At 71.8% G+C, this 22,117-nt stretch carries 22 protein-coding genes; 3 read left to right on the forward strand and 19 right to left on the reverse strand.

Translation table 11 applies throughout. The annotated features are described in order from the left end of the window. Nucleotides 1–19 precede the first annotated feature (19 nt). The 8 genes from gmk to pyrR are packed head-to-tail and all read right to left on the reverse strand — an operon-like array spanning nucleotide 20 to nucleotide 9,672. Nucleotides 20–940, reverse strand: a complete 921-nt coding sequence (gene gmk / locus ACFWGP_RS05045; protein ID WP_231430903.1) for a guanylate kinase — start codon at nucleotides 938–940, stop codon at nucleotides 20–22. Further along, nucleotides 933–1,814, reverse strand: a complete 882-nt coding sequence (gene pyrF / locus ACFWGP_RS05050; RefSeq protein ID WP_231430902.1) for an orotidine-5'-phosphate decarboxylase — start codon at nucleotides 1,812–1,814, stop codon at nucleotides 933–935. The genes gmk and pyrF overlap by 8 nt, the downstream gene beginning before the upstream one ends. Then, the gene (gene carB, locus ACFWGP_RS05055; RefSeq protein ID WP_231430901.1) at nucleotides 1,811–5,101 is read right to left on the reverse strand and encodes a carbamoyl-phosphate synthase large subunit; all 3,291 of its coding nucleotides are present in this window, start codon (nucleotides 5,099–5,101) and stop codon (nucleotides 1,811–1,813) included. Before carB ends, pyrF begins: the two co-directional genes overlap by 4 nt. Beyond that, a complete protein-coding gene (gene carA, locus ACFWGP_RS05060) occupies nucleotides 5,101–6,273 on the reverse strand; it encodes a glutamine-hydrolyzing carbamoyl-phosphate synthase small subunit (protein WP_376930242.1) in 1,173 nt (390 codons plus the stop codon). The genes carB and carA overlap by 1 nt, the downstream gene beginning before the upstream one ends. Nucleotides 6,274–6,286: 13 nt before the next feature. Beyond that, a complete protein-coding gene (locus ACFWGP_RS05065; protein ID WP_376930243.1) occupies nucleotides 6,287–6,838 on the reverse strand; it encodes a hypothetical protein in 552 nt (183 codons plus the stop codon). Beyond that, nucleotides 6,831–8,174: a dihydroorotase gene (locus tag ACFWGP_RS05070; RefSeq protein ID WP_376930244.1), complete on the reverse strand. Its 1,344-nt coding sequence runs from the start codon at nucleotides 8,172–8,174 to the stop codon at nucleotides 6,831–6,833. Before ACFWGP_RS05070 ends, ACFWGP_RS05065 begins: the two co-directional genes overlap by 8 nt. Then, nucleotides 8,174–9,124 carry an aspartate carbamoyltransferase catalytic subunit gene (locus ACFWGP_RS05075; RefSeq protein ID WP_376930245.1) on the reverse strand — a complete coding sequence of 317 codons (951 nt, stop codon included), beginning with the start codon at nucleotides 9,122–9,124 and terminating at the stop codon, nucleotides 8,174–8,176. The genes ACFWGP_RS05070 and ACFWGP_RS05075 overlap by 1 nt, the downstream gene beginning before the upstream one ends. Further along, a complete protein-coding gene (gene pyrR / locus ACFWGP_RS05080; protein ID WP_376930246.1) occupies nucleotides 9,121–9,672 on the reverse strand; it encodes a bifunctional pyr operon transcriptional regulator/uracil phosphoribosyltransferase PyrR in 552 nt (183 codons plus the stop codon). The genes ACFWGP_RS05075 and pyrR overlap by 4 nt, the downstream gene beginning before the upstream one ends. 149 nt (nucleotides 9,673–9,821) lie before the next feature. On the opposite strand from pyrR, the gene ACFWGP_RS05085 reads away from it, so the two are divergent. After that, complete coding sequence (locus ACFWGP_RS05085) at nucleotides 9,822–10,529, forward strand: hypothetical protein (RefSeq protein WP_376930247.1); 708 nt, start codon at nucleotides 9,822–9,824, stop codon at nucleotides 10,527–10,529. On the opposite strand, the gene ACFWGP_RS05090 is transcribed toward ACFWGP_RS05085, so the two are convergent. After that, nucleotides 10,504–11,019 (reverse strand): DoxX family protein, encoded by a 516-nt coding sequence (locus ACFWGP_RS05090; RefSeq protein WP_376930248.1) that lies wholly within the window; start codon nucleotides 11,017–11,019, stop codon nucleotides 10,504–10,506. The two genes, ACFWGP_RS05085 and ACFWGP_RS05090, sit on opposite strands and share 26 nt — an antisense overlap. 201 nt (nucleotides 11,020–11,220) lie before the next feature. Between ACFWGP_RS05090 and ACFWGP_RS05095 the strand changes: the two genes are divergently transcribed. After that, nucleotides 11,221–12,090 carry a hypothetical protein gene (locus tag ACFWGP_RS05095; protein WP_376930249.1) on the forward strand — a complete coding sequence of 290 codons (870 nt, stop codon included), beginning with the start codon at nucleotides 11,221–11,223 and terminating at the stop codon, nucleotides 12,088–12,090. 146 nt (nucleotides 12,091–12,236) lie between these two features. Here the strand turns inward: ACFWGP_RS05095 and nusB are convergent, their stop codons facing one another. Continuing rightward, nucleotides 12,237–12,650 (reverse strand): transcription antitermination factor NusB, encoded by a 414-nt coding sequence (gene nusB / locus ACFWGP_RS05100; protein WP_231430892.1) that lies wholly within the window; start codon nucleotides 12,648–12,650, stop codon nucleotides 12,237–12,239. Then, nucleotides 12,650–13,213 (reverse strand): elongation factor P, encoded by a 564-nt coding sequence (gene efp, locus ACFWGP_RS05105; RefSeq protein WP_231430891.1) that lies wholly within the window; start codon nucleotides 13,211–13,213, stop codon nucleotides 12,650–12,652. The genes nusB and efp overlap by 1 nt, the downstream gene beginning before the upstream one ends. A gap of 160 nt (nucleotides 13,214–13,373) precedes the next feature. Between efp and ACFWGP_RS05110 the strand changes: the two genes are divergently transcribed. Further along, complete coding sequence (locus ACFWGP_RS05110; protein WP_376930250.1) at nucleotides 13,374–13,829, forward strand: hypothetical protein; 456 nt, start codon at nucleotides 13,374–13,376, stop codon at nucleotides 13,827–13,829. Nucleotides 13,830–13,855: 26 nt separating this feature from the next. Here ACFWGP_RS05110 and aroQ read toward each other — a convergent pair whose 3' ends face one another. From aroQ to ruvX, 8 genes are all read right to left on the reverse strand, one after another. After that, nucleotides 13,856–14,311: a type II 3-dehydroquinate dehydratase gene (gene aroQ / locus ACFWGP_RS05115; protein ID WP_231430889.1), complete on the reverse strand. Its 456-nt coding sequence runs from the start codon at nucleotides 14,309–14,311 to the stop codon at nucleotides 13,856–13,858. 114 nt (nucleotides 14,312–14,425) lie between these two features. Further along, complete coding sequence (locus ACFWGP_RS05120; RefSeq protein WP_231430888.1) at nucleotides 14,426–16,003, reverse strand: MFS transporter; 1,578 nt, start codon at nucleotides 16,001–16,003, stop codon at nucleotides 14,426–14,428. Nucleotides 16,004–16,098: 95 nt separating this feature from the next. Beyond that, on the reverse strand, nucleotides 16,099–17,184 hold the full coding sequence (gene aroB, locus ACFWGP_RS05125; RefSeq protein ID WP_376930251.1) for a 3-dehydroquinate synthase: 1,086 nt from the start codon (nucleotides 17,182–17,184) through the stop codon (nucleotides 16,099–16,101). Continuing rightward, nucleotides 17,181–17,699 carry a shikimate kinase gene (locus ACFWGP_RS05130; RefSeq protein WP_275506913.1) on the reverse strand — a complete coding sequence of 173 codons (519 nt, stop codon included), beginning with the start codon at nucleotides 17,697–17,699 and terminating at the stop codon, nucleotides 17,181–17,183. The genes aroB and ACFWGP_RS05130 overlap by 4 nt, the downstream gene beginning before the upstream one ends. After that, nucleotides 17,692–18,909, reverse strand: coding sequence for a chorismate synthase (aroC, locus tag ACFWGP_RS05135; RefSeq protein ID WP_376930252.1), 1,218 nt, complete (start codon nucleotides 18,907–18,909; stop codon nucleotides 17,692–17,694). The genes ACFWGP_RS05130 and aroC overlap by 8 nt, the downstream gene beginning before the upstream one ends. A 21-nt stretch (nucleotides 18,910–18,930) precedes the next feature. Further along, nucleotides 18,931–19,785: a shikimate dehydrogenase gene (locus ACFWGP_RS05140; RefSeq protein ID WP_376930253.1), complete on the reverse strand. Its 855-nt coding sequence runs from the start codon at nucleotides 19,783–19,785 to the stop codon at nucleotides 18,931–18,933. Next, on the reverse strand, nucleotides 19,778–21,361 hold the full coding sequence (gene mltG / locus ACFWGP_RS05145; RefSeq protein WP_376930254.1) for an endolytic transglycosylase MltG: 1,584 nt from the start codon (nucleotides 21,359–21,361) through the stop codon (nucleotides 19,778–19,780). Before mltG ends, ACFWGP_RS05140 begins: the two co-directional genes overlap by 8 nt. Nucleotides 21,362–21,639: 278 nt before the next feature. Beyond that, a complete protein-coding gene (gene ruvX, locus ACFWGP_RS05150) occupies nucleotides 21,640–22,113 on the reverse strand; it encodes a Holliday junction resolvase RuvX (RefSeq protein ID WP_231430882.1) in 474 nt (157 codons plus the stop codon). Nucleotides 22,114–22,117: the final 4 nt, after the last annotated feature.

Below are 22,117 nucleotides of genomic sequence, written 5' to 3' on the forward strand. Positions count from 1 at the left end.
AGGCCGAACCGGGAACGGCTCAGCGTCGGCCCTTGCGAGGTCGCATCAAGTCTACGACCTTCTGGGCGGCCTCGCCGACGTCGTGGTTGACGACCTGGTGGTCGAACTCGTCGACGGCGGCCAGTTCGACCTTCGCCGTCTCGAGTCGACGCTGCTGCTCGGCGGCCGTCTCGGTGCCCCGGCCGACGAGCCGGCGCACCAGCTCGTCCCAGCTCGGGGGCAGCAGGAACACGAGGGTCGCGTCGGGCATCGCACGTCGCACCGAGCGTGCGCCCTGGATGTCGATCTCGAGCAGCACGCTCTGGCCGGCGGCGATCGCCTGCTCCACCGGCTTGCGAGGGGTGCCGTAGCGGTACGCGTTGTGCACGGTCGCCCACTCGAGCAGTTCGCCCGCCTCGACCATGCGGTCGAACTCGGCGTCGTCGACGAAGTAGTAGCTCTCGCCCTCGACCTCGCCCGGCCGCGGCGCGCGCGTGGTCGCCGAGACCGAGAGCCGGACCTCGGGGTGGTGCTGGCGGATGTACCCGGCGACGGTGCCCTTGCCGACCGCGGTCGGCCCCGCGAGCACCACGAGACGATCGCCGGTGCCGCCGTGGGCGGCGACCCACTCGGCGATGAACTCGCGCAACCGACGTCGCTGCAGGCGGCCGAGGCCGCCGAGACGCTTCGACGTCGAGATCTCGAGGTCCTGCATGATGCGGGCCGACTTCGTCGCGCCGATCGCGGGGATCGACGTCAGGAACTCGGTGACCCGGAGTCGCCCCTCGACGCCCTCCGGCTCTTCGTAGGCGACGCGGAGGACATCGAGCGGGCTCCTTCGCGAGGCGGCGACCTCGGCCTTGACGCCCGCGCGCGCCCGTCGCGCGGCGACGGCGGCGCGCGAGGCTGCGACGCGGTCGACCTCGGGCGGGTTGGCGGCGGTGACGGGACGATCAGACATCGATGGCGCCGATCTCGTCGATGCGGCGCGCGACGGCGTCGGCGAGGCCGTCGGGACCGGCCGAGAGCAGCGACCGCGACTCGCTCACGATGACGCCTGCCGAGAGGGCGCCGAAGATCGCGCGCAGGTCGCGGACTTCGCCGCCCTGGTGGCCGAACCCGGGAGCGAGGACCGGGAGACCCGGCCGGGGCACGTCGCCGTGCACGTCGATCCCCGCTGCCGAGAGGTCGACGGTCGCGCCGAGCACGAGGCCGATCGAGGCGAACTCGCGCTCCGCCGCGTCGGGACGACCCTGGTTCCAGCTCGTCACGCCCGAGGCGATCGCGCCGGCGACCGTCGACCCCTCGCGGCTCGACTGGGTGAGCACGGCGCGCTGGATGGCGGCCGCCTCGGGGTTGGAGGTCGCCGCGAGCACGAAGAGCCCCTTGCCCCATCGCTCGGCCGCGCCCATGACCGATTCGATCGACCCGAGGCCCTGGAAGGCGCTGATCGTCATGGCATCGGCCTCGAGCGACGAGCCGGGCCGCAGCCACGCCTCGCCGTAGGCGTCGACGCTCGTCCCGATGTCGCCGCGCTTCGCGTCGGCGATCACGAGGAGCCCGGCGTCGCGCGCCTCGGCGAGCACGCGCTCGAGGGCCGCGTAGCCGGCGGCGCCGTGCCGTTCGAAGAAGGCGACCTGCGGCTTGACGATGCCGGCGCGTCCGGCCGCGGCATCCACGGCGCGCAGCCCGAATTCGCGGACGCCTGCTGCCGAGTCGTCGTAGCCCCACGCCGACAGGAGCGAGGCGTGCGGGTCGATGCCGACGCAGAGCCGACCGTAGGCCGCGAAGACGGCGCCGAGCCGCTCGCCGAACGGGATGAGCTCGTCGGTCACGCCGTCTCCTCCCGCTTGCGGGCGTAGTCTTGCAGGCTCGTCACCTCGAAGCCGCCGTCCTTCGCGTCGAGCGACGCCACGGCGGCCGACAGTTCGGCGATGGTCGTGAAGAGGGGGATGTCGGCGGCCACGGCCGCGGCACGGATCTCGTAGCCGTCGGCGCGCGAGCTGCGACCGCTCGGCGTGTTCACGACGACGTCGACCTCTCCGCGGTGGATGAGCTCGACCACGCTCGTCGCGTCCGCGGTGGGCTTGTCGTGGAACTTCAGCACTTCGCTCGCCCGGATGCCGTTGCGACGCAGCACCTCGGCGGTGCCCTCGGTCGCGGTGATCTCGTAGCCGAGCTGCTGCAGGCGGAGCACCGGCAGGATGATCGCGCGCTTGTCGCGATCGGAGACCGAGACGAAGACCGTGCCCGAGTCTGGCATGCCGCCGTAGGCCGCGAGCTGGCTCTTCGCGAAGGCACGCGGGAAGTCGCGATCGATGCCCATGACCTCGCCGGTCGAGCGCATCTCGGGGCCGAGGACCGAGTCGACCATGATGCCCTCGCGGGTGCGGAACCGGTGGAAGGGCAGCACGGCCTCCTTCACGGCGACCGGTGCGTCGAGCGGGACGCGCGACCCGTCGGACGCGGGCAGCATGCCCTCTGCGATGAGCTCGGCGACGGTCGCGCCGACCATGATGCGGCTCGCGGCCTTCGCGAGCGGAATGCCGAGCGCCTTCGACACGAACGGCACCGTGCGACTCGCGCGCGGGTTCGCCTCGAGCACGTAGAGCACGCCCGCGCCGATCGCGAACTGCACGTTGAGCAGGCCCTTCACGCCGACGCCCTCGGCGATCGCGCGCGTCGCCTCGCGCACGCGGTCGACCTCGGCGCGGCCGAGGGTCACGGGCGGCAGGGTGCAGCTCGAGTCGCCGGAGTGGATCCCGGCCTCCTCGATGTGCTCCATGACCCCGCCGATGTAGAGATCGGTGCCGTCGTAGAGCGCGTCGACGTCGATCTCGATCGCGTCGTCGAGGAAGCGGTCGACGAGGAGCGGATGGCTCGGCCCGACGATGCCCTGACCCTCGATGCGAACGAAGTAGTCGGCGAGCGAGGCCGTGTCGTAGACGATCTCCATGCCGCGTCCGCCGAGCACGTAGCTCGGACGCACGAGCACCGGGTAGCCGATGCCCTCGGCGACCTGCTGGGCACCGGCGAGATCGATCGCGGTGCCGTTGCGCGGCGCGAGCAGCCCGGCGCTCTCGAGGATGCCGGAGAAAAGCCCGCGCTCCTCGGCGAGGTCGATCGCGTCGGGAGTCGTGCCGAGGATCGGCACGCCGGCCGCCTCGAGGCCCTTGGCGAGGCCGAGCGCCGTCTGGCCGCCGAGCTGCACGACCACGCCGACGAGCTCGCCCGTCTGCGACTCGGCGTGGATGACCTCGAGCACGTCCTCGAGCGTGAGCGGCTCGAAGTAGAGGCGGTCGCTCGTGTCGTAGTCCGTCGAGACCGTCTCGGGGTTGCAGTTGATCATGATCGTCTCGAAGCCCGCGGCCGAGAGCGCGAAGGACGCGTGCACGCACGAGTAGTCGAACTCGACGCCCTGGCCGATGCGGTTCGGACCGGAGCCCAGGATGACGACCTTGCGACGCTCGCTCGGCTCGACCTCGGTCTCGACGTCGTAGCTCGAGTAGTGGTACGGGGTGAGCGCCGGGAACTCGCCCGCGCAGGTGTCGACCGTCTTGTACACCGGTCGGATGCCGAGGATGTGGCGCACCTCTCGTGCGTCCGCCTCGCTGCCGAAGCCGCGGAGCTCGGCGATCTGCGCGTCGGAGAACCCGTGGTCCTTCGCGAGCAGCAGCGTGTCGTGATCGAGCGCCTCGGCGGCCGCCACGTGCGCCGCGACCTCGTTGATGAGCACGATCTGGTCGAGGAACCAGGGGTCGATCTTCGTCGACTCGAAGGCCTGCTCGATCGTGGCGCCCTTGCGGAGCGCCTGCTGCACGAGGACGATGCGCCCGTCGGTGGGGACCGACGCGAGCTCGAGCAGCTCGTCGGCCGAGCGCTCCTCCTCACCCCAGTGGAAGGACGAGCCGCGCTTCTCGAGGGAACGCAGGGCCTTCTGCAGCGCCGTCGAGAAGTTGCGGCCGATCGCCATCGCCTCGCCGACCGACTTCATGGTCGTCGTGAGGGTCGGGTCGGCGGCCGGGAACTTCTCGAACGCGAACCGCGGCACCTTGACGACGACGTAGTCCAGCGTCGGCTCGAAGCTCGCGGGCGTCACGCGGGTGATGTCGTTGGGGATCTCGTCGAGCCGGTAGCCGATCGCGAGCTTCGCGGCGATCTTCGCGATCGGGAAGCCGGTCGCCTTCGACGCGAGCGCGCTCGAACGCGACACTCGCGGGTTCATCTCGATGACGATGATGCGGCCGTCGGCCGGGTCGACCGCGAACTGGATGTTGCAGCCGCCGGTGTCGACGCCGACGGCGCGGATGATGTCGATGCCGATGTCGCGGAGCTTCTGGTACTCGCGGTCGGTGAGCGTGAGCGCCGGGGCGACGGTGATCGAGTCGCCCGTGTGCACGCCGACGGGGTCGACGTTCTCGATCGAGCAGACCACGACGGTGTTGTCGTGGGTGTCGCGCATGAGCTCGAGCTCGTACTCCTTCCAGCCGAGGATCGACTCCTCGAGGAGCACCTCGGTCGTGGGCGAGTCGTGCAGGCCCTGCGTGACGATGCGGACGAGGTCGTCCTCGGTGTAGGCGAAGCCCGAGCCGAGGCCGCCCATCGTGAACGACGGGCGCACGACCAGCGGGTACCCCAGGTCTTCGGCGAACGCCTTCGCCTCGTCGAGCGTCTTGGCGACGTGCGAGCGGGCGACGTCGGCGCCCGCCTCGATCACGAGGTCCTTGAAGAGCTGGCGGTCCTCGCCCTTGCGGATGGCCTCGACCTTCGCGCCGATGAGCTCGACGCCGTGCTTCTCGAGGATGCCGGCGTCGTGCAGCGCGATCGCGGCATTGAGCGCGGTCTGCCCGCCGAGCGTCGGGAGCACCGCGTCGGGGCGCTCCTTGATGATGATCTGCTCGATGATCTCGGGCGTGATCGGCTCGATGTAGGTCGCGTCGGCGAAGTCGGGGTCGGTCATGATCGTGGCCGGGTTCGGGTTCACGAGGATGACGCGGACGCCCTCGGCACGGAGCACCCGGCACGCCTGGGTGCCGGAGTAGTCGAACTCGGCCGCCTGGCCGATGACGATCGGTCCGGAGCCGATGACGAGGACGGAGTTGATGTCGTCGCGCTTGGGCATTAGTTGCCTGCCTCCTGGCTGGTCTCGGTGGTTGGCGACTCGCCCTGGGCCTGTCGAAGGGCGACCATGTCGCGGAACCGGTCGAAGAGGTAGTTCGCGTCGTGCGGGCCGGCCGCCGACTCGGGGTGGTACTGCACGCTGAATGCGGGGATGTCGAGGCAGTTGAGTCCCTCGACGACGTTGTCGTTGAGGCCGATGTGGCTGACCTCGACGCGCCCGAAGCCCTCGCTCGACTCGCTCACCGCGTCGATCGGCGCATCCACGGCGAAGCCGTGGTTGTGGGCGGTGATCTCGACGCGACCCGTCGCGCGGTCGAGGACCGGCTGGTTGATGCCGCGATGCCCGAAGGTCAGCTTGTAGGTGCCGAAGCCGAGCGCCCGGCCGAGCAGCTGGTTGCCGAAGCAGATGCCGAAGTACGGCACGCCGGCGCGCAGCGCGGTGCGCAGGATCTCGACGTGCTGGTCGGACGCCGCGGGGTCGCCGGGGCCGTTCGAGTAGAAGAGCGCGTCGGGCTGCATCGCGAGGATCTCGTCGGCGGTCGCCGTCTGCGGGAGCACGTGCACGTCGAACCCGCGCTCGGCGAGGTAGTGCAGGGTCGACGTCTTCACGCCCAGGTCGAGCACGGCGACCGAGCCGACGCGCTCGCCCTCCGCCGGCAGGGTGTAGGGCTCCGCGGTCGAGACGGCGGCCGACAGGTTCTGCCCCGCCATCTCGGCACCCGCCTGCACGACGGCGAGCTGCTCACCGGCGCTCAGGCGCGCATCGTCACCGGAGAAGATGCCCGCCCGCATGGCGCCGGCCGAACGAAGGTGCCGGGTGAGCGCGCGGGTGTCGATGCCCGAGATGCCCACCACGCCGGAGCGCACGAGGTCGTCGTCGAGGCTCCGCTGCGAGCGGAAGTTCGACACGACCCGGGAGGGATCGCGGACGATGAAGCCGGCCACCCAGATGCGGTTCGATTCCTCGTCGTCGTCGTTCATGCCCGTGTTGCCGATGTGCGGCGCCGTCATCATGACGATCTGCCCGGCGTACGACGGGTCGGTCAGCGTCTCCTGGTAGCCGGTCATGCCGGTGGCGAAGACGGCCTCGCCGACGGTGCGCCCGCGGGCGCCGTAGGCACGGCCCTCGTAGCGGGTGCCGTCCTCGAGGACGAGCACGGCCGGCTCTGACATTGGGGTGGCGGTCTCAGTCATCCGAGGCCTCGCTCTCGTGTTCCGGCCGCGGCGCGTCGGGCGCGGCGGCGATGTCGTCGATGGCCCGGATGATCCGGGCCTGGTCGCCCGGGTACCGGGCGCGGAGGTAGCTGTCGACGCGGGGAGGTTCGGCCTCCGCGTCGTCGAGGGCGGCGATCCAGCCGACGGCGATGAGGCCCTCGGGTTCGACCGCACGGTCGATCGCGTACGTCGCCGTGGACGCTCCGATCAGCTTGTCGGCCGGGATGAAGGTGACCGGCTCCCCCGCGATGCGGAGGACCAGCCCCTCCGGCACGATCTCGACACGTCCCGACCCGCGGAACGCGAGGCCGGGGATCGCGAGCCGCTCGAGCGGCACGCCCGCCGGAGTCGTGGCGACGTAGAGCACCTCGGACTCGAGGGTCGCGACGCCGAGGTCGGCGGGCACCGGGTGCGCCGACAGCGTCGCGTCGCGTCGCGTTCGTCGGCGCCACGATCGGAGCACGAGCCAGGCGACGAGCGCGATGACCGCGACGGCGACGATCGCGCCGATCACCTTATCCATGCGCGCCTCCTGCGGCCTCGGCCGCGAGTCGCGCGACCTCGTCGGCCGGACGCGCACGTCCATCGAGGCAGGTCGCGTAGCCCGCATGGAAGGTCGCGACCACGCGACCGGGCAGGGTGCGGCCGAGGTAGGGCGAGTTCACGCTGCGGCCGGCGAGCCGGTCGAGGTCGAACACGCCGCTCGACTGCGGGTCGTAGAGCGTGAGCTCGGCCGCGGCGCCGGCGGCGATCGCCTCTCCGTGCCCGCGAAGCCGGCCGATGCTGGCGGGCGCCTGCGACAGCACCCGGGCGACATCGGCCCAGCCGATGAGGCCGGTCTCGACCATCGCCGCGTGCACGACCGGCAGCGCCGACTCGAGCCCGACCATGCCGTTGGCCGCGGCGTCCCACTCGCTCTCCTTCGCCTCCACCGGATGCGGGGCGTGGTCGGTGGCCACGATGTCGATCGTGCCGTCGGCCAGGGCCTCGCGCAGCGCCAGCGTGTCCTCGGTGCGGCGCAGCGGGGGGTTCACCTTGAAGCGCGGGTCGTACCCGGCGACGAGGTCGTCGGTGAGGAGCAGGTGGTGCGGCGTGACCTCGGCGGTGACGTCGATGCCGCGGGCCTTCGCCCAGCGGATCACCTCGACCGAGCCGGCGGTCGAGACATGGCAGACGTGCAGGCGGCTGCCGACGTGCTCGGCGAGCAGCACGTCGCGCGCGATGATCGACTCCTCGGCGACGGCCGGCCAGCCGGTGAGCCCGAGCTCCGCCGAGAGCGGACCCTCGTTCATCTGCGCGCCCTCGGTGAGCCTCGGCTCCTGGGCGTGCTGGGCGATGACGCCGTCGAACGCCTTCACGTACTCGAGCGCGCGGCGCATGAGCAGCGGGTCGAAGACGCAGAAGCCGTCGTCGCTGAACACCCGCACGTTCGCACGCGACCGCGCCATCGCCCCGAGCTCGGCGAGTTCCGCGCCCTTGAGCCCGACGGTCACCGCGCCGATCGGCTGCACGGTCGCGAAGCCGGCGGCACGACCGAGGCTCGCCTCCTGCTCGACGACACCGGCGGTGTCGGCGACGGGGAAGGTGTTCGCCATCGCGAACACGGCGGTGAACCCGCCGACGGCGGCGGCCTGGGTGCCGGTCAGCACGGTCTCGCTCTGCTCGTAGCCGGGCTCACGGAGGTGCGTGTGCAGGTCGACGAGTCCGGGCAGTGCCACGAGGCCGTCGGCGTCGTGGACCGTCGCGCCCGAGGCATCCGTGATGGTGCCGACCTCGGCGATGACGCCGTCCGACAGCAGGATGTCGGCGCGTTCGCCGCTCGGCAGCGTGGCGCCGGTGATGAGGTGACGCTCGCCCATCAGACCTCACCCCGTTCGCCCGACAGCAGCAGATAGAGCGCGGCCATTCTCACTGATACTCCGTTCGCGACCTGTTCTCGCACCGTCGACCGCGGCGAATCCGCCGCACGGGCCGAGATCTCGAGCCCGCGGTTCATGGGGCCGGGGTGCATGACCATCGTAGTCGGCGGCAGCGCGTCGAACCGGGCGTCGTCGAGCCCCCACGTGCGGGTGTACTCGCGGCTGTTCGGGAAGAACGCGGCGTGCATGCGCTCGGCCTGGATGCGCAGCATCATGACGACGTCGGGCGAGCTCGCGAGGGCGGCGTCGAGGTCGTAGCCGACCGCGGCGGGCCAGGAGCCCGTCGCGACGGGAACGAGCGTCGGCGGCGCGACGAGTTGGACCTCTGCACCGAGGGTGTCGAGCAGCCACACGTTCGAGCGGGCGACCCGCGAGTGCAGGATGTCGCCGACGATGACGACGCGCACGCCGTCGAGCCCCTTCCCGCGCGACGCGGGGCCGTGCAGGCGCCGGCGCATGGTGAATGCGTCGAGCAGGGCCTGAGTCGGATGCTCGTGCGTGCCGTCGCCGGCGTTGACGACGCCCGCGTCGATCCAGCCGCTCGTCGCGAGCGTGTGCGGGGCGCCCGACGCGTGGTGCCGGATGACGACGCCGTCGGCGCCCATCGCCTGGAGGGTCTGGGCGGTGTCCTTGAGGCTCTCGCCCTTCGAGACGCTCGAGCCCTTCGCGCTGAAGTTGATCACGTCGGCCGAGAGCCGCTTCGCGGCGGCCTCGAACGAGATGCGGGTGCGGGTCGAGTCCTCGAAGAAGAGGTTCACGACGGTCTTGCCGCGCAGCGTCGGGAGCTTCTTGACCTCGCGCTCCTGCACGGCGGCCATGTCCTCCGCGATGTCGAGCAGGGCGATCGCCTCGTCGCGTGCGAGGTCGCGCGTGCCGAGCAGGTGCTTCATTCGTCGCCCCCCTCGATCGTGACGGCGTCGTCGCCGTCGGTCTCGATGAGGCGCACGTTGATGCGCTCGCGCGTCGAGCTCGGGAGGTTCTTGCCGACGAAGTCGGCGCGGATCGGGAACTCGCGGTGCCCACGGTCGACGAGCACGGCGAGGCGCACCGCGCGCGCCCGGCCGAGGTCGGCGAGCGCGTCGAAGGCGGCGCGGATGGTGCGACCCGAGTAGAGCACGTCGTCGACGAGCACGACCGTCTTGCCGTCGATGCCGCCCGGGGGCAACTGCGTCGGCGAGGGCGTGCGGGTGCGGGTGCGGCCGAGATCGTCACGGTACATCGTGACGTCGACGGCGCCGGCGAGCACCGCGGGCTCCGGCGCATCGGGTTCGATGCGCGCGATGGTCTCGGCGATGCGGCGGGCGAGGAACACGCCGCGCGTCGGAATGCCGAGGAGGACGAGATCGCGGCTCCCGCGATTCGATTCGAGGATCTCGTGCGAGATGCGGGTCAACGCCCGCTGGATGTCAGCCTGACTGAGCACAGCACGTGCCATCAACCGACTCCCTTCTCCGCCTCTCAGGACGGCCTTAAAGGTTGCCAAGTCCAGCCAGTCTACCGGGTCGGCCGCACGCAGCATGTCGCGGCGCGGCCGCACCGCGGTGCGCCGGACTGTCGCGGTGCGACGGTCGGCGCTAGGGTTCGGGCATGCGACGGCACCCTTCGAGACCCTGGTGCGTGGTCGCCGCCCTCGCGGCGGCGGCATGGGCCTTCTTCCTGCTTCCACCGCAGCAGGCGGTGTGGTCGGGCGCGGATTCGCCCGACTGGCTCGCGGCACTCGACGACTCCGCCGTCTACGACGCGCTGCGGTCGGCGCTCGCCTCGATCGGATGGGGGGACTTCTACCTCGTGTTCGGCGCCGCCTCGGCCCTGTCGTTCGTGCTCGTGTGGCTCGCCACGGGCCCGGCCTTCGCGGCGCTCGGCTGGACCGGACGGGTGCTCGGCTGGCTCGTACTGGCCACTGCTCCGATCACCGCGCTCTCGTACGCGAACCATCCGCTGGACGCCCCGTGGCACGCGATCTGGGGCGCGGAGCTGTTCGCCCTCCTCGCGATCGGCGTCTGGGCGATCGTCGTCGCCCTGGCGAACGGCCGCGGTGCACCGCTCTGGGAGCGGCTGCTGCTCGCGGCGACGCTGCCGATCATCGTCGGCTCGACGGTGCTGCTCACGTACTGGCCGCACGGCAGCCTGGTCGGCCTCGGCCTCGTCGCCGCCGCCCTCGCGGCCTGGGGCGAGCGTGCCGACGATGCCGACGCCGGAACGGCTCCCGCACGGGGCGGGAGCCGTTCCGGCTCGGGCGATGTCGGCCGGGGCGGTACGGCCCGTGCGCTCAACGGCGGCGGATCGGGCGCGTGAGCGCACCAGCGGCCACGACCATCGCCGCGGCCACGAGCACGACGTCCTTGAGGATGTACTGCGCCGTGAGCGTCGGCCCGGCGGTGCTGAAGAGCTCGCCGGTGAAGAAGACGAGCGGCGAGAAGATGCCGATGAACGTCGCCGCGAGGGCCAGCAGGCCGATGCGCAGGAACCAGCCGGTGATGAAGGTGAGGCCGACGAACACCTCGAGCGCGGCCGTGAGGGCCATCGCCGCGTAGCCGTCGACGATGCCGAACGAGAGCGCGTTCCACGTGCGCGTCACGAGTTCGTCGACGGGGCTCGCGCCGGGGATGAACTTGAGTGCGCCGAAGACGGCGAACACGAGTCCGAGCGCGATCCGCAGGGCCGGCGCTCCGGTGCGGGCGAAGAAGCGCTGCAGCACGGCCTGGGCCGCGTCGGCGCGCTCGAGGACGTGGTCGAGGCCGGCGGTCGGTGCGGTGCGACCGGTGCCGAGAGTGGTGGAGGACATGACGGAGCCTTTCGGTTCTGGGTGATGGGATGCACGCCGAGGGGGCGACGGTTCCCCATCCCATCGCGGGCTCGGGTCGCCGTCGCCCGGAGTACCGCTGAATCCCGCTCGGGGCGGACACCGAGCCCGCGCTCGGGGTCGGCCTCGCACTCCCCCCGTTCACGGGCCGCGGCCGTGGCACCGTCGGTGGTGGAATCGTGCATGGCCGACGTGATGATCGCCGTGACGCCGTTCCACGGTCACGCCGCTCCGATGGCCGCGGTCGCCGCGGCGTTCGTCGAGGCCGGCCACTCGGTTCGCGTCGACACCGGCGAGGCGTATGCGGCCCGATTCGAGGCGGTCGGCGCGGAGGTGCTGCGGTGGCGGACGGCGCCGGACTTCGACGAGCACGACCTCGCGGCGACGTTCCCCGCGCTCGCCGGCCGGAAGGGTCCCCGGCAACTGCTCCTCAACGTCGAGCACCTCTTCGTGCGCACCGGTTCGGGGCAGTTCGACGACCTGCGCGCGGCCTTCGCCGTGCGCCCATGGGACGTCATCGTCGCGGAGTCCACGAGCCTCGGGGCGGCACTCGTGGCCGAGTCGACGGGCACCCCGTGGGCGACGGTCGCTCTCACGCCGCTCACGTTGCCGAGCATCGCGCTGCCGCCTCCGGGGCTCGCCCTTCGGCCCGCTCGCGGTGGCCCGGGCCGCGCGCGCGACCGCCTGCTGCACCGGGTCGCCCGGCTCGTGACGAGGCCCATCCAGCGGGCGTACGCCGAGCAGCGGCTCGCGGCGGGACTCCCGCCGACCGCGACGACGTTCGACGAGGCGTGCTACTCACCGCAACTCGTCTGCGCGAACGGCGTCGCCGAGCTCGAGAACCCCCGCCCCGAGGCATCCGGTCGCCTTCGTTTCGTCGGCCGGCTGGCCCGACCGGGCGACGACGACCTCGAGCGGCCGGATTGGTGGCACGAGGTGCCGCCCGCGTCGCATGGGCGGGCGCCGGCGTCGACCTGCACACGGGGCGGCCGACGGCGCGAGCGGTCGCCCGCGCGGTTCGCCGGCTCGCACGGGACCCCGCGTACCGGGTGAACGCGCGTGCGATCGGTCGGTCGCTCAGGACGCACGACGCCCCTCGCGAGGTCGTCGAGTACACGATGCGGATGCTTCGGGGCGTCCGCGACCCGCGGGCGTGAGCGGCGATCGAGCCGCGTGCGGTATGGCGGCGGCGGTGGAGATCAGGCCTTGGCGTGCGAGACCGCGGCGAGCAGCCCGTTGACGAAGCCGGCGGAGTCGTCGGTCGACAGCACCGTCGCGGCCTCGACCGCCTCGGCGATCGCGACCGGGTCGGGCACCTCGTCGTTGTAGACGATCTCCCAGACGCCGATGCGCAGCAGGGCGCGGTCGACCGCCGGCATGCGCTCGAGCGTCCACCCGCGCGAGTGGGTCTCGATGAGCTCGTCGATCTCGGTGCGATGGTCGACGATGCCGTCGACGATCTCGCGCGCGTAGAGCCACGAGGCGGCCCGCTCGGGCTCGTTCGCGGCCTTCTCCGCCTCGACGACGAGCATCTGCTCGACCGGCACCTGGCGCATGTCGGCCGAGTACAGCATGTCGAGCGCGCGCTTGCGCGCCTTCGTGCGTGCGCTCACTAGTCGTTCACGCGGCCGAGGTAGTCACCCGTGCGGGTGTCGACCTTGACCTTGGTGCCCGTCTCCAGGAAGAGCGGCACCTGGATCTCGTAGCCGGTCTCGACGGTCGCGGGCTTCGTGCCACCCGTCGAGCGGTCGCCCTGCAGGCCGGGCTCGGTGTAGGTGATCTCGAGCACGACCGACGCGGGAAGGTCGACGTAGAGCGGGTTGCCGTTGTTCAGGGCGATGGTGACGGCCTGGTTCTCGAGCATGAAGTTCGCGGCGTCGCCGACGACCGTCGCGGGCACGGTGATCTGGTCGTAGTCGGTCGCGTCCATGAACACGAAGCCGTCGCCGTCGTTGTAGAGGTAGGTGAAGTCGCGGCGGTCGACGTTCTCGATGTCGACCTTCGCGCCGGCGTTGTAGGTGCGGTCGACGGTCTTGCCGCTGACGACGTTCTTCAGCTTGGTGCGCACGAAGGCACCGCCCTTGCCGGGCTTGACGTGCTGGAACTCGATGACGCTCCAGAGCTGGCCGTCGATCGAGAGGACGACGCCGTTCTTGATGTCAGCGGTGCTTGCCATGCGTATACGATCCGTTCGGTTGCGAAGAGGCTCGGCCGGAGATCGGCCCGAGAGAGTTCAGTCGGTCGAGTTTAGTCGCTCGGCTCCGGCAGCGCCAACGCGCGCGGGCCGCAGGCGGATGCCTCGTGCCGGGCCTGCGCCGATGACCTACGCTGACGGGATGATCGCACCTCCCCGACGCGGCCCCCGGCCGCAGGTCTCCACCGAGGGCCCGCAGCGCCAGCTCACCCAGCAGGCTCCGCCCGAGATGTGGGGGCGGCTCGTCGCGGCCGTGTTCGCCCTCGACGGCGTCGTCGAGGGCCACAGCCAGGTGTCGCCGACGTCGTCGCGCGCGGTGTTCCTCACCGAGGTCGAGACCGCAGGCTCCCCCGAGACCTCGCTGTTCCCCGACGGCCGGCTCGAGCCCGTGCACCTGCACGGAGTCTCCGACACCTCGATGCACCTGGTGCTGCCCGCCTGGCGCGGGGCTCGGTTGACCGAGCTGGGGTGGGCCGAACCCCACCAGTACGAGGACCACGGGACGGAGTTCATGGTCTACGGTCCGCGCGACGAGGCCGAACTCGCGGTCGTCGTGGCGATCGTCGTCGAGAGCCTCGACTTCGCTCGGGGCGACTGAACGCCGGCCGGCCGGCCGGCATCGGGTCAGCCGTCGGCCTGGCCCTCGATCGCAGCGATGAGCCGGCGCACCGCGGTCGCGTAGCCGGCGACCCCCTCGCCGACGACGTGCACCACGGCCACGTCGGCGACGTACGAGTGGTGGCGGAACGGCTCGCGCTGCATGACATCGGAGATGTGCACCTCGGCGACGGGCAGTGCGACGCCCGCGAGTGCGTCGCGGAGCACGACCGACGTGTGCGTCAACCCGCCCGGGTTGATCACGATGCCGGCGCAGTCGGCGCGCGCATCGTGGATGGCGTCGATGAGCACGCCCTCGTGGTTGCTCTGCACGGCCCGGACGTCGAAGCCGAGCACTGCCGCCGAATCCTCGACCAGCCGCTCGACATCGGCGAGCGTCTCGGTGCCGTAGACCTCGGGCTCGCGGGTGCCGAGCAGGTTCAGGTTGGGTCCGTTGACGAGCAGGAGCCGACGCCCGGTCATGCCGCGGGTCCCTTCGGGGCAGTGGTGTTCGTCATCCGGGCAGCCTACCGCTGCCGCGCGCGTCGGCCCGTTCTGCCCCGCGGCCCGCCGATGCTCACCGACTCGCGCACCACCTCACTCCGCGGGCTGCGGCTCCCCCTGATCCTCAGCGTGGTACTGCGCGAGCAGTTCGCGCTCCCGCTGGGCGTTCGGGAACTTCCAGATGACGAGCACCGCGCCGATCAGCACCGCGATGATGCCCGCGAGGTACGCCCAGTCCTGCCCCTGCTCGAACGACTGCTTCGCCCCCTGGATGATGGCATCGGAGTACTTCGGGTACTGCTCGGCGATGTCGGTCGCGCTCGCGAACGACTTCGTCAGCTGGCTCTGCACCGAGCTCGTGATCTGGTCGGCGTCGGGCGAGCCCTTCATGAGCGCGGTCGCCGACGCGGCGTAGCCCGCGGTGAGCAGCGCACCGAGGATCGACTGCATGATCGCGCCGCCGAGGTCGCGCTGCAGGTCGGCGGTGCCCGAGGCCATGCCCGCACGTCGCACCGGCACGGCACCGGTGAGCGACCTCGACGCCGGCGTGCCGGCGAGCCCGACGCCGGCGCCGACGAACGCGTAACCGAGGCCGACCACCCAGTACTGCGCGCCCTCGCGCCAGAGCAGCAGCATCGTCAGGAATCCGAGGAGCACGCCCGTGTAGCCGAGCAGCAGCGTGAAGCGGGCGCCCCGCGTCTCGACGAGCTTCGCCGACCGGGGTGCGAGCAGGACCATGAAGATCGCGGCCGGCAGGATCGCGAAGCCCGATTCGACGGTCGTGTACCCGAGCACGTTCTGCAGGTACTGCTGGCCGATGAACATGGCGCCCATGAGCGAACCGAACACGATGATCCCCGCACAGGCCGCGACCCAGAAGATCGGGCGAGCCGCGATCGCCAGATCGTACAGCGGGTTCTTGGCGAGGCGCTGGCGGATGACGAAGCCGATGAGCGCCGCCGCGCCGATGATCGACAGGCCGAGCACGAGGGTGCCCGAGTTCGGTACTGCCGCGAAGTTGATCGCCAGGATGAGGCCGCCGACCATGAGGGCCGAGAGCAGGCCGCCGAGGTTGTCGACCCGCTCGGTCGACTCGTTCACGTGCGCGGGCACGAACTTCAGCACCATCGGCACCGCGACGACGATCAGGGGCAGCGTCACGAGGAAGACCGACCCCCAGGAGAAGATCTCCAGCAGGAACCCGGAGATGAGCGGCCCGAGCGCGGAGATGGCGCCGCCGATCGCCGACCACAGCGCGATCGACCTGGTGCGCTCGGCACCCGACCACAGGGCCGTGATGAGCGCGAGGGTCGTCGGGTACGCCATGCCCGCGGCGAGGCCGCCGACGATGCGGGCGATGATGAGCACCTCGATCGTCGGCGCGAACGCCGCGACGAGGCAGGCCGGCAGCGAGAGCAGCACGCCGATGAGCAGCATCGACTTCCGGCCGTAGCGGTCGCCGACCGCGCCGAGCCACAGCACCGACGCGGCGAGGCCGAGCGAGTAGCCCACCGCGACGAGGTTGAGCTCCGTCTGGGATGCGTCGAACGCCTTGCCGATGTCGGGGAGCGCCACGTTCGCCACGGCGAGCGGCAGGTTCGCGACCGCCGCCACGAGGATGAGCGTGACGAGTGTCGCGCCCGTGGCCGTCTTCTTCATCGTGCTGCTCATGCCGTTCCCCCTCGGGCGCCCCTGCGCGGGCGCCAGTCTGGCACCGACGTCACGGGGCTGGCATCACGCGATCTCTGTGAATCGCGGCGGGGCGTTCAGCTCGCGATCTCCTGATAGGCGGCGAAGAGCAGCGACTGGTCGGGCGCCAGCATGACGGTGGGCTTCGCGAGGTCGTCGAGCACGATGAACCGAAGCTGGCCGGCTCGTGCCTTCTTGTCGCGCTGCATGGTCGCGAGCAGCGTGTTCCATCGCCCGGCCGGGTAGCTCGTCGGCAGGCTGAGCAGGTCGAGCACTCGCTTGTGGCGGTCGGCGACCTCGTCGGAGAGGCGGCCCGAGAGCCGTCCGAGCTCCGCGGCGAACGCGAGTCCGACCGACACTGCCGCGCCGTGCCGCCACTGGTAGCGCTCGGCATGTTCGACCGCGTGGCCGAGCGTGTGCCCGTAGTTCAGGATCTCGCGCAGGCCATGCTCGGTGAAGTCCTCGGAGACCACGTCGGACTTCATGCGGATCGACAACTCGATCACGCGACGGAACTCGGGCGTCGACGGGTCGGTGGCCCGCTCGGGGTCGGCCTCGATCGTGTCGAGGATCTCGGGGTAGCGGATGAAGCCGGCCTTCACGATCTCGGCGAACCCGGCGAGGATCTCGTTCTTCGGCAGGGTGTCGAGCAGGTCGAGGTCGCAGATCACCTCGGCGGGGGCGTGGAAGACGCCGACGAGGTTCTTGCCCTCGTTCGTGTTGATCCCCGTCTTGCCGCCGACGGCGGCGTCGACCATGCCGAGGACGGTGGTCGGCACCTGCACGACGCGCACGCCGCGCAGCCACGTGCCGGCGACGAAGCCCGCGAGGTCGGTGATCGCTCCACCCCCGAAGCCGACGATGGCATCGCTGCGCGTGAAGTCGGCCTGGCCGAGCACCTGCCAGCAGAAGGCCGCGACCTCGATGCGCTTTCCGGCCTCGGCGTCGGGCACCTCGGCGAGCAGCACCTCGAACCGGTCGGAGAGCGATTCACGCAGTTCGGCGGCGCGCGCGCCGAGCGTCGCCGGGTGCACGACGAGCACCTTCTTGACCGCCGATCCGAGTGCGTCGGCGATGCCGGCGGTGACGCCCCGTCCGATGATCACGTCGTAACCGGACTCGCCGCCGACCCGGATGCTCGTGCGCTCGTCGCCTGCGGTCATCGTGCTCCTCCGAAACGCTCGGTGATGTCGTCGACGATCCGCGCGACCGAGCGGCGCGAGGTGTCGATGGCGAGGTCGGCGACCGCCTCGTAGAGCGGTCGGCGCGCCTCGAGGATCGCCGCCCAGGCGTCGATGCCGCCGGCCGCGATCAGCGGCCGGTTGCCCCCGGTGAGCCGCGGCGTCACCGCCTCGCGCGAGACCTGCAGCCACACGACCGGCAGCGACGCGAGATCGTCGCGGGTGTCGGCGTGCAGCACGGCGCCGCCTCCGAGCGACACGACCGCCTCCTCGCGGAGCGCCTCGGCGACGACCTCGCGCTCGACGATGCGGAAGTACTCCTCGCCCTCGCGGTCGAAGATCTCGTCGATCGGGCCGTAGCGCTCGGCGATGCGCACGTCGGTGTCGACGAACGGCGCCCCGGCGTCGTTCGCGAGCCGCTGTCCGACGCGCGACTTGCCGGCGCCCATCGGCCCGACGAGCACGATCGGCAGCGCGAGGCGTGCGCGCTCAGACACCGGCGACCGTCGCACCGGTCGCGCCCTGGGTGCGGAGTGCTTCGGGGATGGCGGTGAGGTACGACTCGAGATTGCGGCGCGTCTCGACGACGGAGTCACCGCCGAACTTCTCGAGGACGGCGTTCGCGAGGACGAGCGCGACCATCGCCTCGGCGACGACGCCGGCCGCCGGAACCGCGCAGACGTCGGAACGCTGGTGGTGCGCAGGAGCGGGCTCCCCCGTCGCGACGTCGATCGTGGGCAGGGCGTGGGGCACGGTCGCGATGGGCTTCATACCGGCACGTACGCGCAGGACGGTGCCGGTCGACATGCCGCCCTCGGTGCCGCCGGCCCGATCGCTGGCACGTTCGATCCGCCCGTCGGCGAGGTGCAGTTCGTCGTGCGCGGCCGACCCGCGACGACGCGTGGTCTCGAACCCGTCGCCGACCTCGACGCCCTTGATCGCCTGGATGCCCATGAGTGCGGCCGCGAGCTGGGCGTCGAGCCGACGGTCCCAGTGCACGTGCGACCCGAGTCCGGGCGGCACACCGTAGGCCAGCACCTCGACGACGCCGCCGAGCGTGTCACCCGACTTGTGCGCGTCGTCGACCTCGGCGACCATGCGGGCGCTCGTGTCGGCGTCGAAGCAGCGCAGCGGGTCGGCATCGACCGCTGCGAGGTCGGCCGGCAGGGGCAGCGCCGCGTCGTCGGGCACGCGCACCGGGCCGATCGAGAGCGTGTGGGCGACGGTCGTGATGCCGAGCTCGGCGAGGAACGACTTCGCCACCGCGCCGAGGGCGACCCGGGCGGCGGTCTCACGCGCGCTCGCCCGCTCGAGCACGGGGCGCGCCTCGTCGAAGCCGTACTTCTGCATGCCGACGAGATCGGCGTGTCCGGGGCGCGGGCGGGTGAGCGGCGCTCCGCGGCCACGACCGAGCTTCGCCGGGTCGATGGGCTCGGGGCTCATGACCTCCTGCCACTTCGGCCACTCCGTGTTGCCGACGCGCAGCGCGATGGGGCTGCCGAGGCTGAGCCCGTGACGCACGCCGCCCGAGATCGCCAGCTCGTCCTGCTCGAACTTCATGCGGGCGCCGCGGCCGTAGCCGAGCTTGCGGCGCGCGAGATCGTCGCGGATGAGATCGAGTGAGACGGGGGTGCCGGCGGGAAGACCCTCGAGGATCGCGACGAGCTCAGGGCCGTGCGACTCTCCGGCAGTGAGCCAACGGAGCATGCCTTCTATACTTCCACAGCGTCAGCGCACGGCTTCGCGCATGACGCGGAGCACGTCATCCTCGTCGGGCAGCTCGGTGAACGGGTCGCCGTGCACGAACACGCGCACCTGCAGCAGCGCCTGGTGCAGCAGCATGCCGAGTCCGTGCACCACTCGCCCCGATCGCGCGAGCCAGGCCGCGCCGAGGGTGCTCGGCCACGGGTCGTAGGCCACGTCGAGCAGTACGCTGCCGTCGACGAGTACCGCCGACGGCGCGACCCCGAGGTCGGAGCCGCCCGGCACGGTCGCGATCACGAGCTCGGCATCACCGGCGCCGAGCTCCGCGAGCGCGTCGATCGGAAGCTCGTCGACGACGACCCCTGCACGCCGCCCGAGGTCGCCGAGCGCCGCCGCCGAACCCGGTCGGCGCACGAGCACCCGCACCTCACGGGCGCCGAGCTCGGCCATCGCGATGAGTGCCGATGCCGCCGTCGCACCCGCGCCGATGAGCGCACCCGTGCGGACCCGGCCGACGCCCGACTCCCCCAGCGCACGCACGATCCCGCCGACGTCGGTGTTGAAGCCCCGCCGCCGACCTTCGTCGAAGACGACGGTGTTGGCCGCCCCCGTCAGCCGTACGAGCTCGTCGACCTCGTCGACGAGCGCCAGCACGTCCTGCTTGAGCGGCATCGTGAGCGACAGGCCGCGCCACGAGTCATCCAGCCCGTCGATGAAGCCCGGCAGTCGCTCACCGGTCATCTCGACCGCCGAGTACTCCCAGTCCAGGCCGAGCCGCGAGTAGGCGGCGCGATGCAGCGCCGGACTCTTCGAGTGCGCGATCGGCGACCCGAGCACCGCGAGGCGAGCGCCCGGTCGAGAAGGCAGCGGCTCAGCCATACTCGGGGTGGTCCTCCATCCAGGCGAGCCACTTCTCGACGGCGGCATCGTGCTCCTCGACGGTCGAGGAGAAGATCGTCTCGCCGGTGTCGAGGTTCCACGTCACGAAGAACAGCCACGGTCCGTCGGCGGGATGGACCGCCGCATCGATGGCGAGGTCGCCGGGGTTCGAGATGGGGCCGACCGGCAGGCCGGGGTGCACGTACGTGTTGTACGGGTTCGACGCGTCCTCGCGCTCGGCGTCGGTCGTCGTGACGAGGTGCGTGTTGCCGGTGCCGTAGGCGACGGTCGCGTCGGACTGCAGCAGCCCGCTCTCCCACTTCGCCGGGTCGAGCCGGTTGAGGAAGACGCGGGACACCTTGTAGTAGTCGTCCTTGAGGCCCGCCTCGCGCTGCACGAGGGCGGCGAGCACGATCGTCTTCCAGCGGTCCTCGGGGGCGACCCCCGCCTCGTCGAGCGCCTGGAACTGCCGGTCGACGAGCGTCTGCAGCACGGCACGGGCGTCGGCGTCGGGGTCGAGCGTGTACGTCGCCGGGAAGAGGAATCCTTCGAGGCTCTTCGCCTCGGCGGGCAGCCCGTACGACTGCGGCGACTCGGCCGCAGCGGCCTCGAGCTCCTCGAGCGGGATGCCGGTGCCTTCTGCGATCCTCGGCAGGGCGTCGACGGTCGCGGTGCCCTCGGGGATCACGAAGGTGTTCTCGAGCTTGCTCGCCGGGTCTTCGAGGGCGTCGAGCGCGGCCTGGGCGCTCATCTTCTCGGCGAGCTTGTATGCGCCCGGGTAGAAGATCGGCGACGGGTCGGCGTCGGCGACCGCCTCGAGGAACGCGTCCTCGCTCGCGACGACCTTCTCGGCGACGAGGTTCGTGGCGATCGACTCGCCCGTGTCGCCCTCGTGGATCATGAAGACGACCTCGCCCGTGCCCTGGCCTTCGTAGTCGGCGGCGGGCTGGAACCGCTCGATGACGGCGTTGATCGGGCCCTGCAGGAAGAAGAAGGCGCCGACGCCGAGACCCGCGACCACGAGGAGGCCGATGAGGCAGCCCCAGCCTCCGCGGCGACGGGGCTTCTCGTGTCCATCGGGTTCGTGATGGTCGAAGGATGCCGCGGCGCGGCGTTCGGCGCGGGTGGGCTTGCGCCGCGGCGGCTCGGGTCCGTCGCCGGTCTCGGGCCCGCCGAGCAGCGCCGCGAAGGCGGCGGCCGGAGCGTCGGGCGCGAGCGCGGTGGCGTCGGTCTGCGACGCGCCGGGTGCCGAGACCGGGGCGATCGACGGCACCGGGCCCGACGCCGCTGCGGCGGCGGAGACCGGCGCCGCGAACTGCTCGGCCACGGCCGGGAGGCCCTGACTCGTCGGGGCCGGTCCGGTCGGCGGCGTGGTCGGCGCGGGACCGGTCGCCGTGGGCCCGTCCCACGGCGCGGCCGTTCCGGCGCCGGTCGGTGCTGCGGCGGGGGCGGGGCCCGTCCAGGGCGCCGCCGGGGTGGGACCGGTCGAGGGGGCGACCGGCGCGGCGCCGTTCGATGTCGCGGCTTCGACGGCCGCCCGGCGCTGTTCGGCCTCGCGGGCTTCTCGACGGGTCATCTGCCGACCCTCGGGAGGTCCGTCGGGGGCCGCGGATCCCGGTGCGGGCTCGACGGGTGCAACCGGCCGGTCCGCAGCGGGTCGGACGGGCTGCCGGGGAGACGCCGGCGGTGCCGCCTGCGCGCCGGGCGAGGTCGACTGCGCCGGCGGAGCCGTGGGGAGCGGCATGACCGGCGAGGGCTTCGTCGTCGTCGGCTGCTGGCCGGCGAGCATCGCCTGCCAGTCGCGCATGAGCGCGTCAGCCTCTGGGTGCTCTGGGGGGAGCTGGGTCACAGGGGTCAGGGCCCTTCATCGGTGTCGAGGGTTCGACCCGGAGCGTGCCCGGAGGCGCGCTCGGCGTCGATCGCATGTTGCAGAATGATAACGGCTGCGACTTGGTCGACGATGGGACGCTGCTGCTTCGCCTTCTTCCCGGTCGCGCGCAGCGCCTGCTGCGCGCTCACGGTCGACAGTCGCTCATCGACGAGGCGCACCGGACGTCCGGGGCTCGCGCCCGCGAGCCGGCCCGCGAACTCGACGGCATCGTCCGTCGACGGCGTCGGCGCGCCCGAGAGCGACAGCGGGTTGCCGACGACGAGCTCGATCGCCTCGTACTCGTCGGCGATGGCGAGGATGCGTCGCACGTCGGCGTCGCCCTCGGCCGAGCGCGGCACCGTCTCGACCGGTACCGCGAGCAGCCCGCCGCTGTCGCATCGCGACACGCCGATCCGGGCGCGCCCGACGTCGATGCCGAGCCTCGCCCCGGATCGCATCGCT

Source organism: Agromyces sp. NPDC127015 (assembly GCF_042725165.1).
In the GTDB taxonomy this organism is placed as follows: domain Bacteria; phylum Actinomycetota; class Actinomycetes; order Actinomycetales; family Microbacteriaceae; genus Agromyces; species Agromyces chromiiresistens.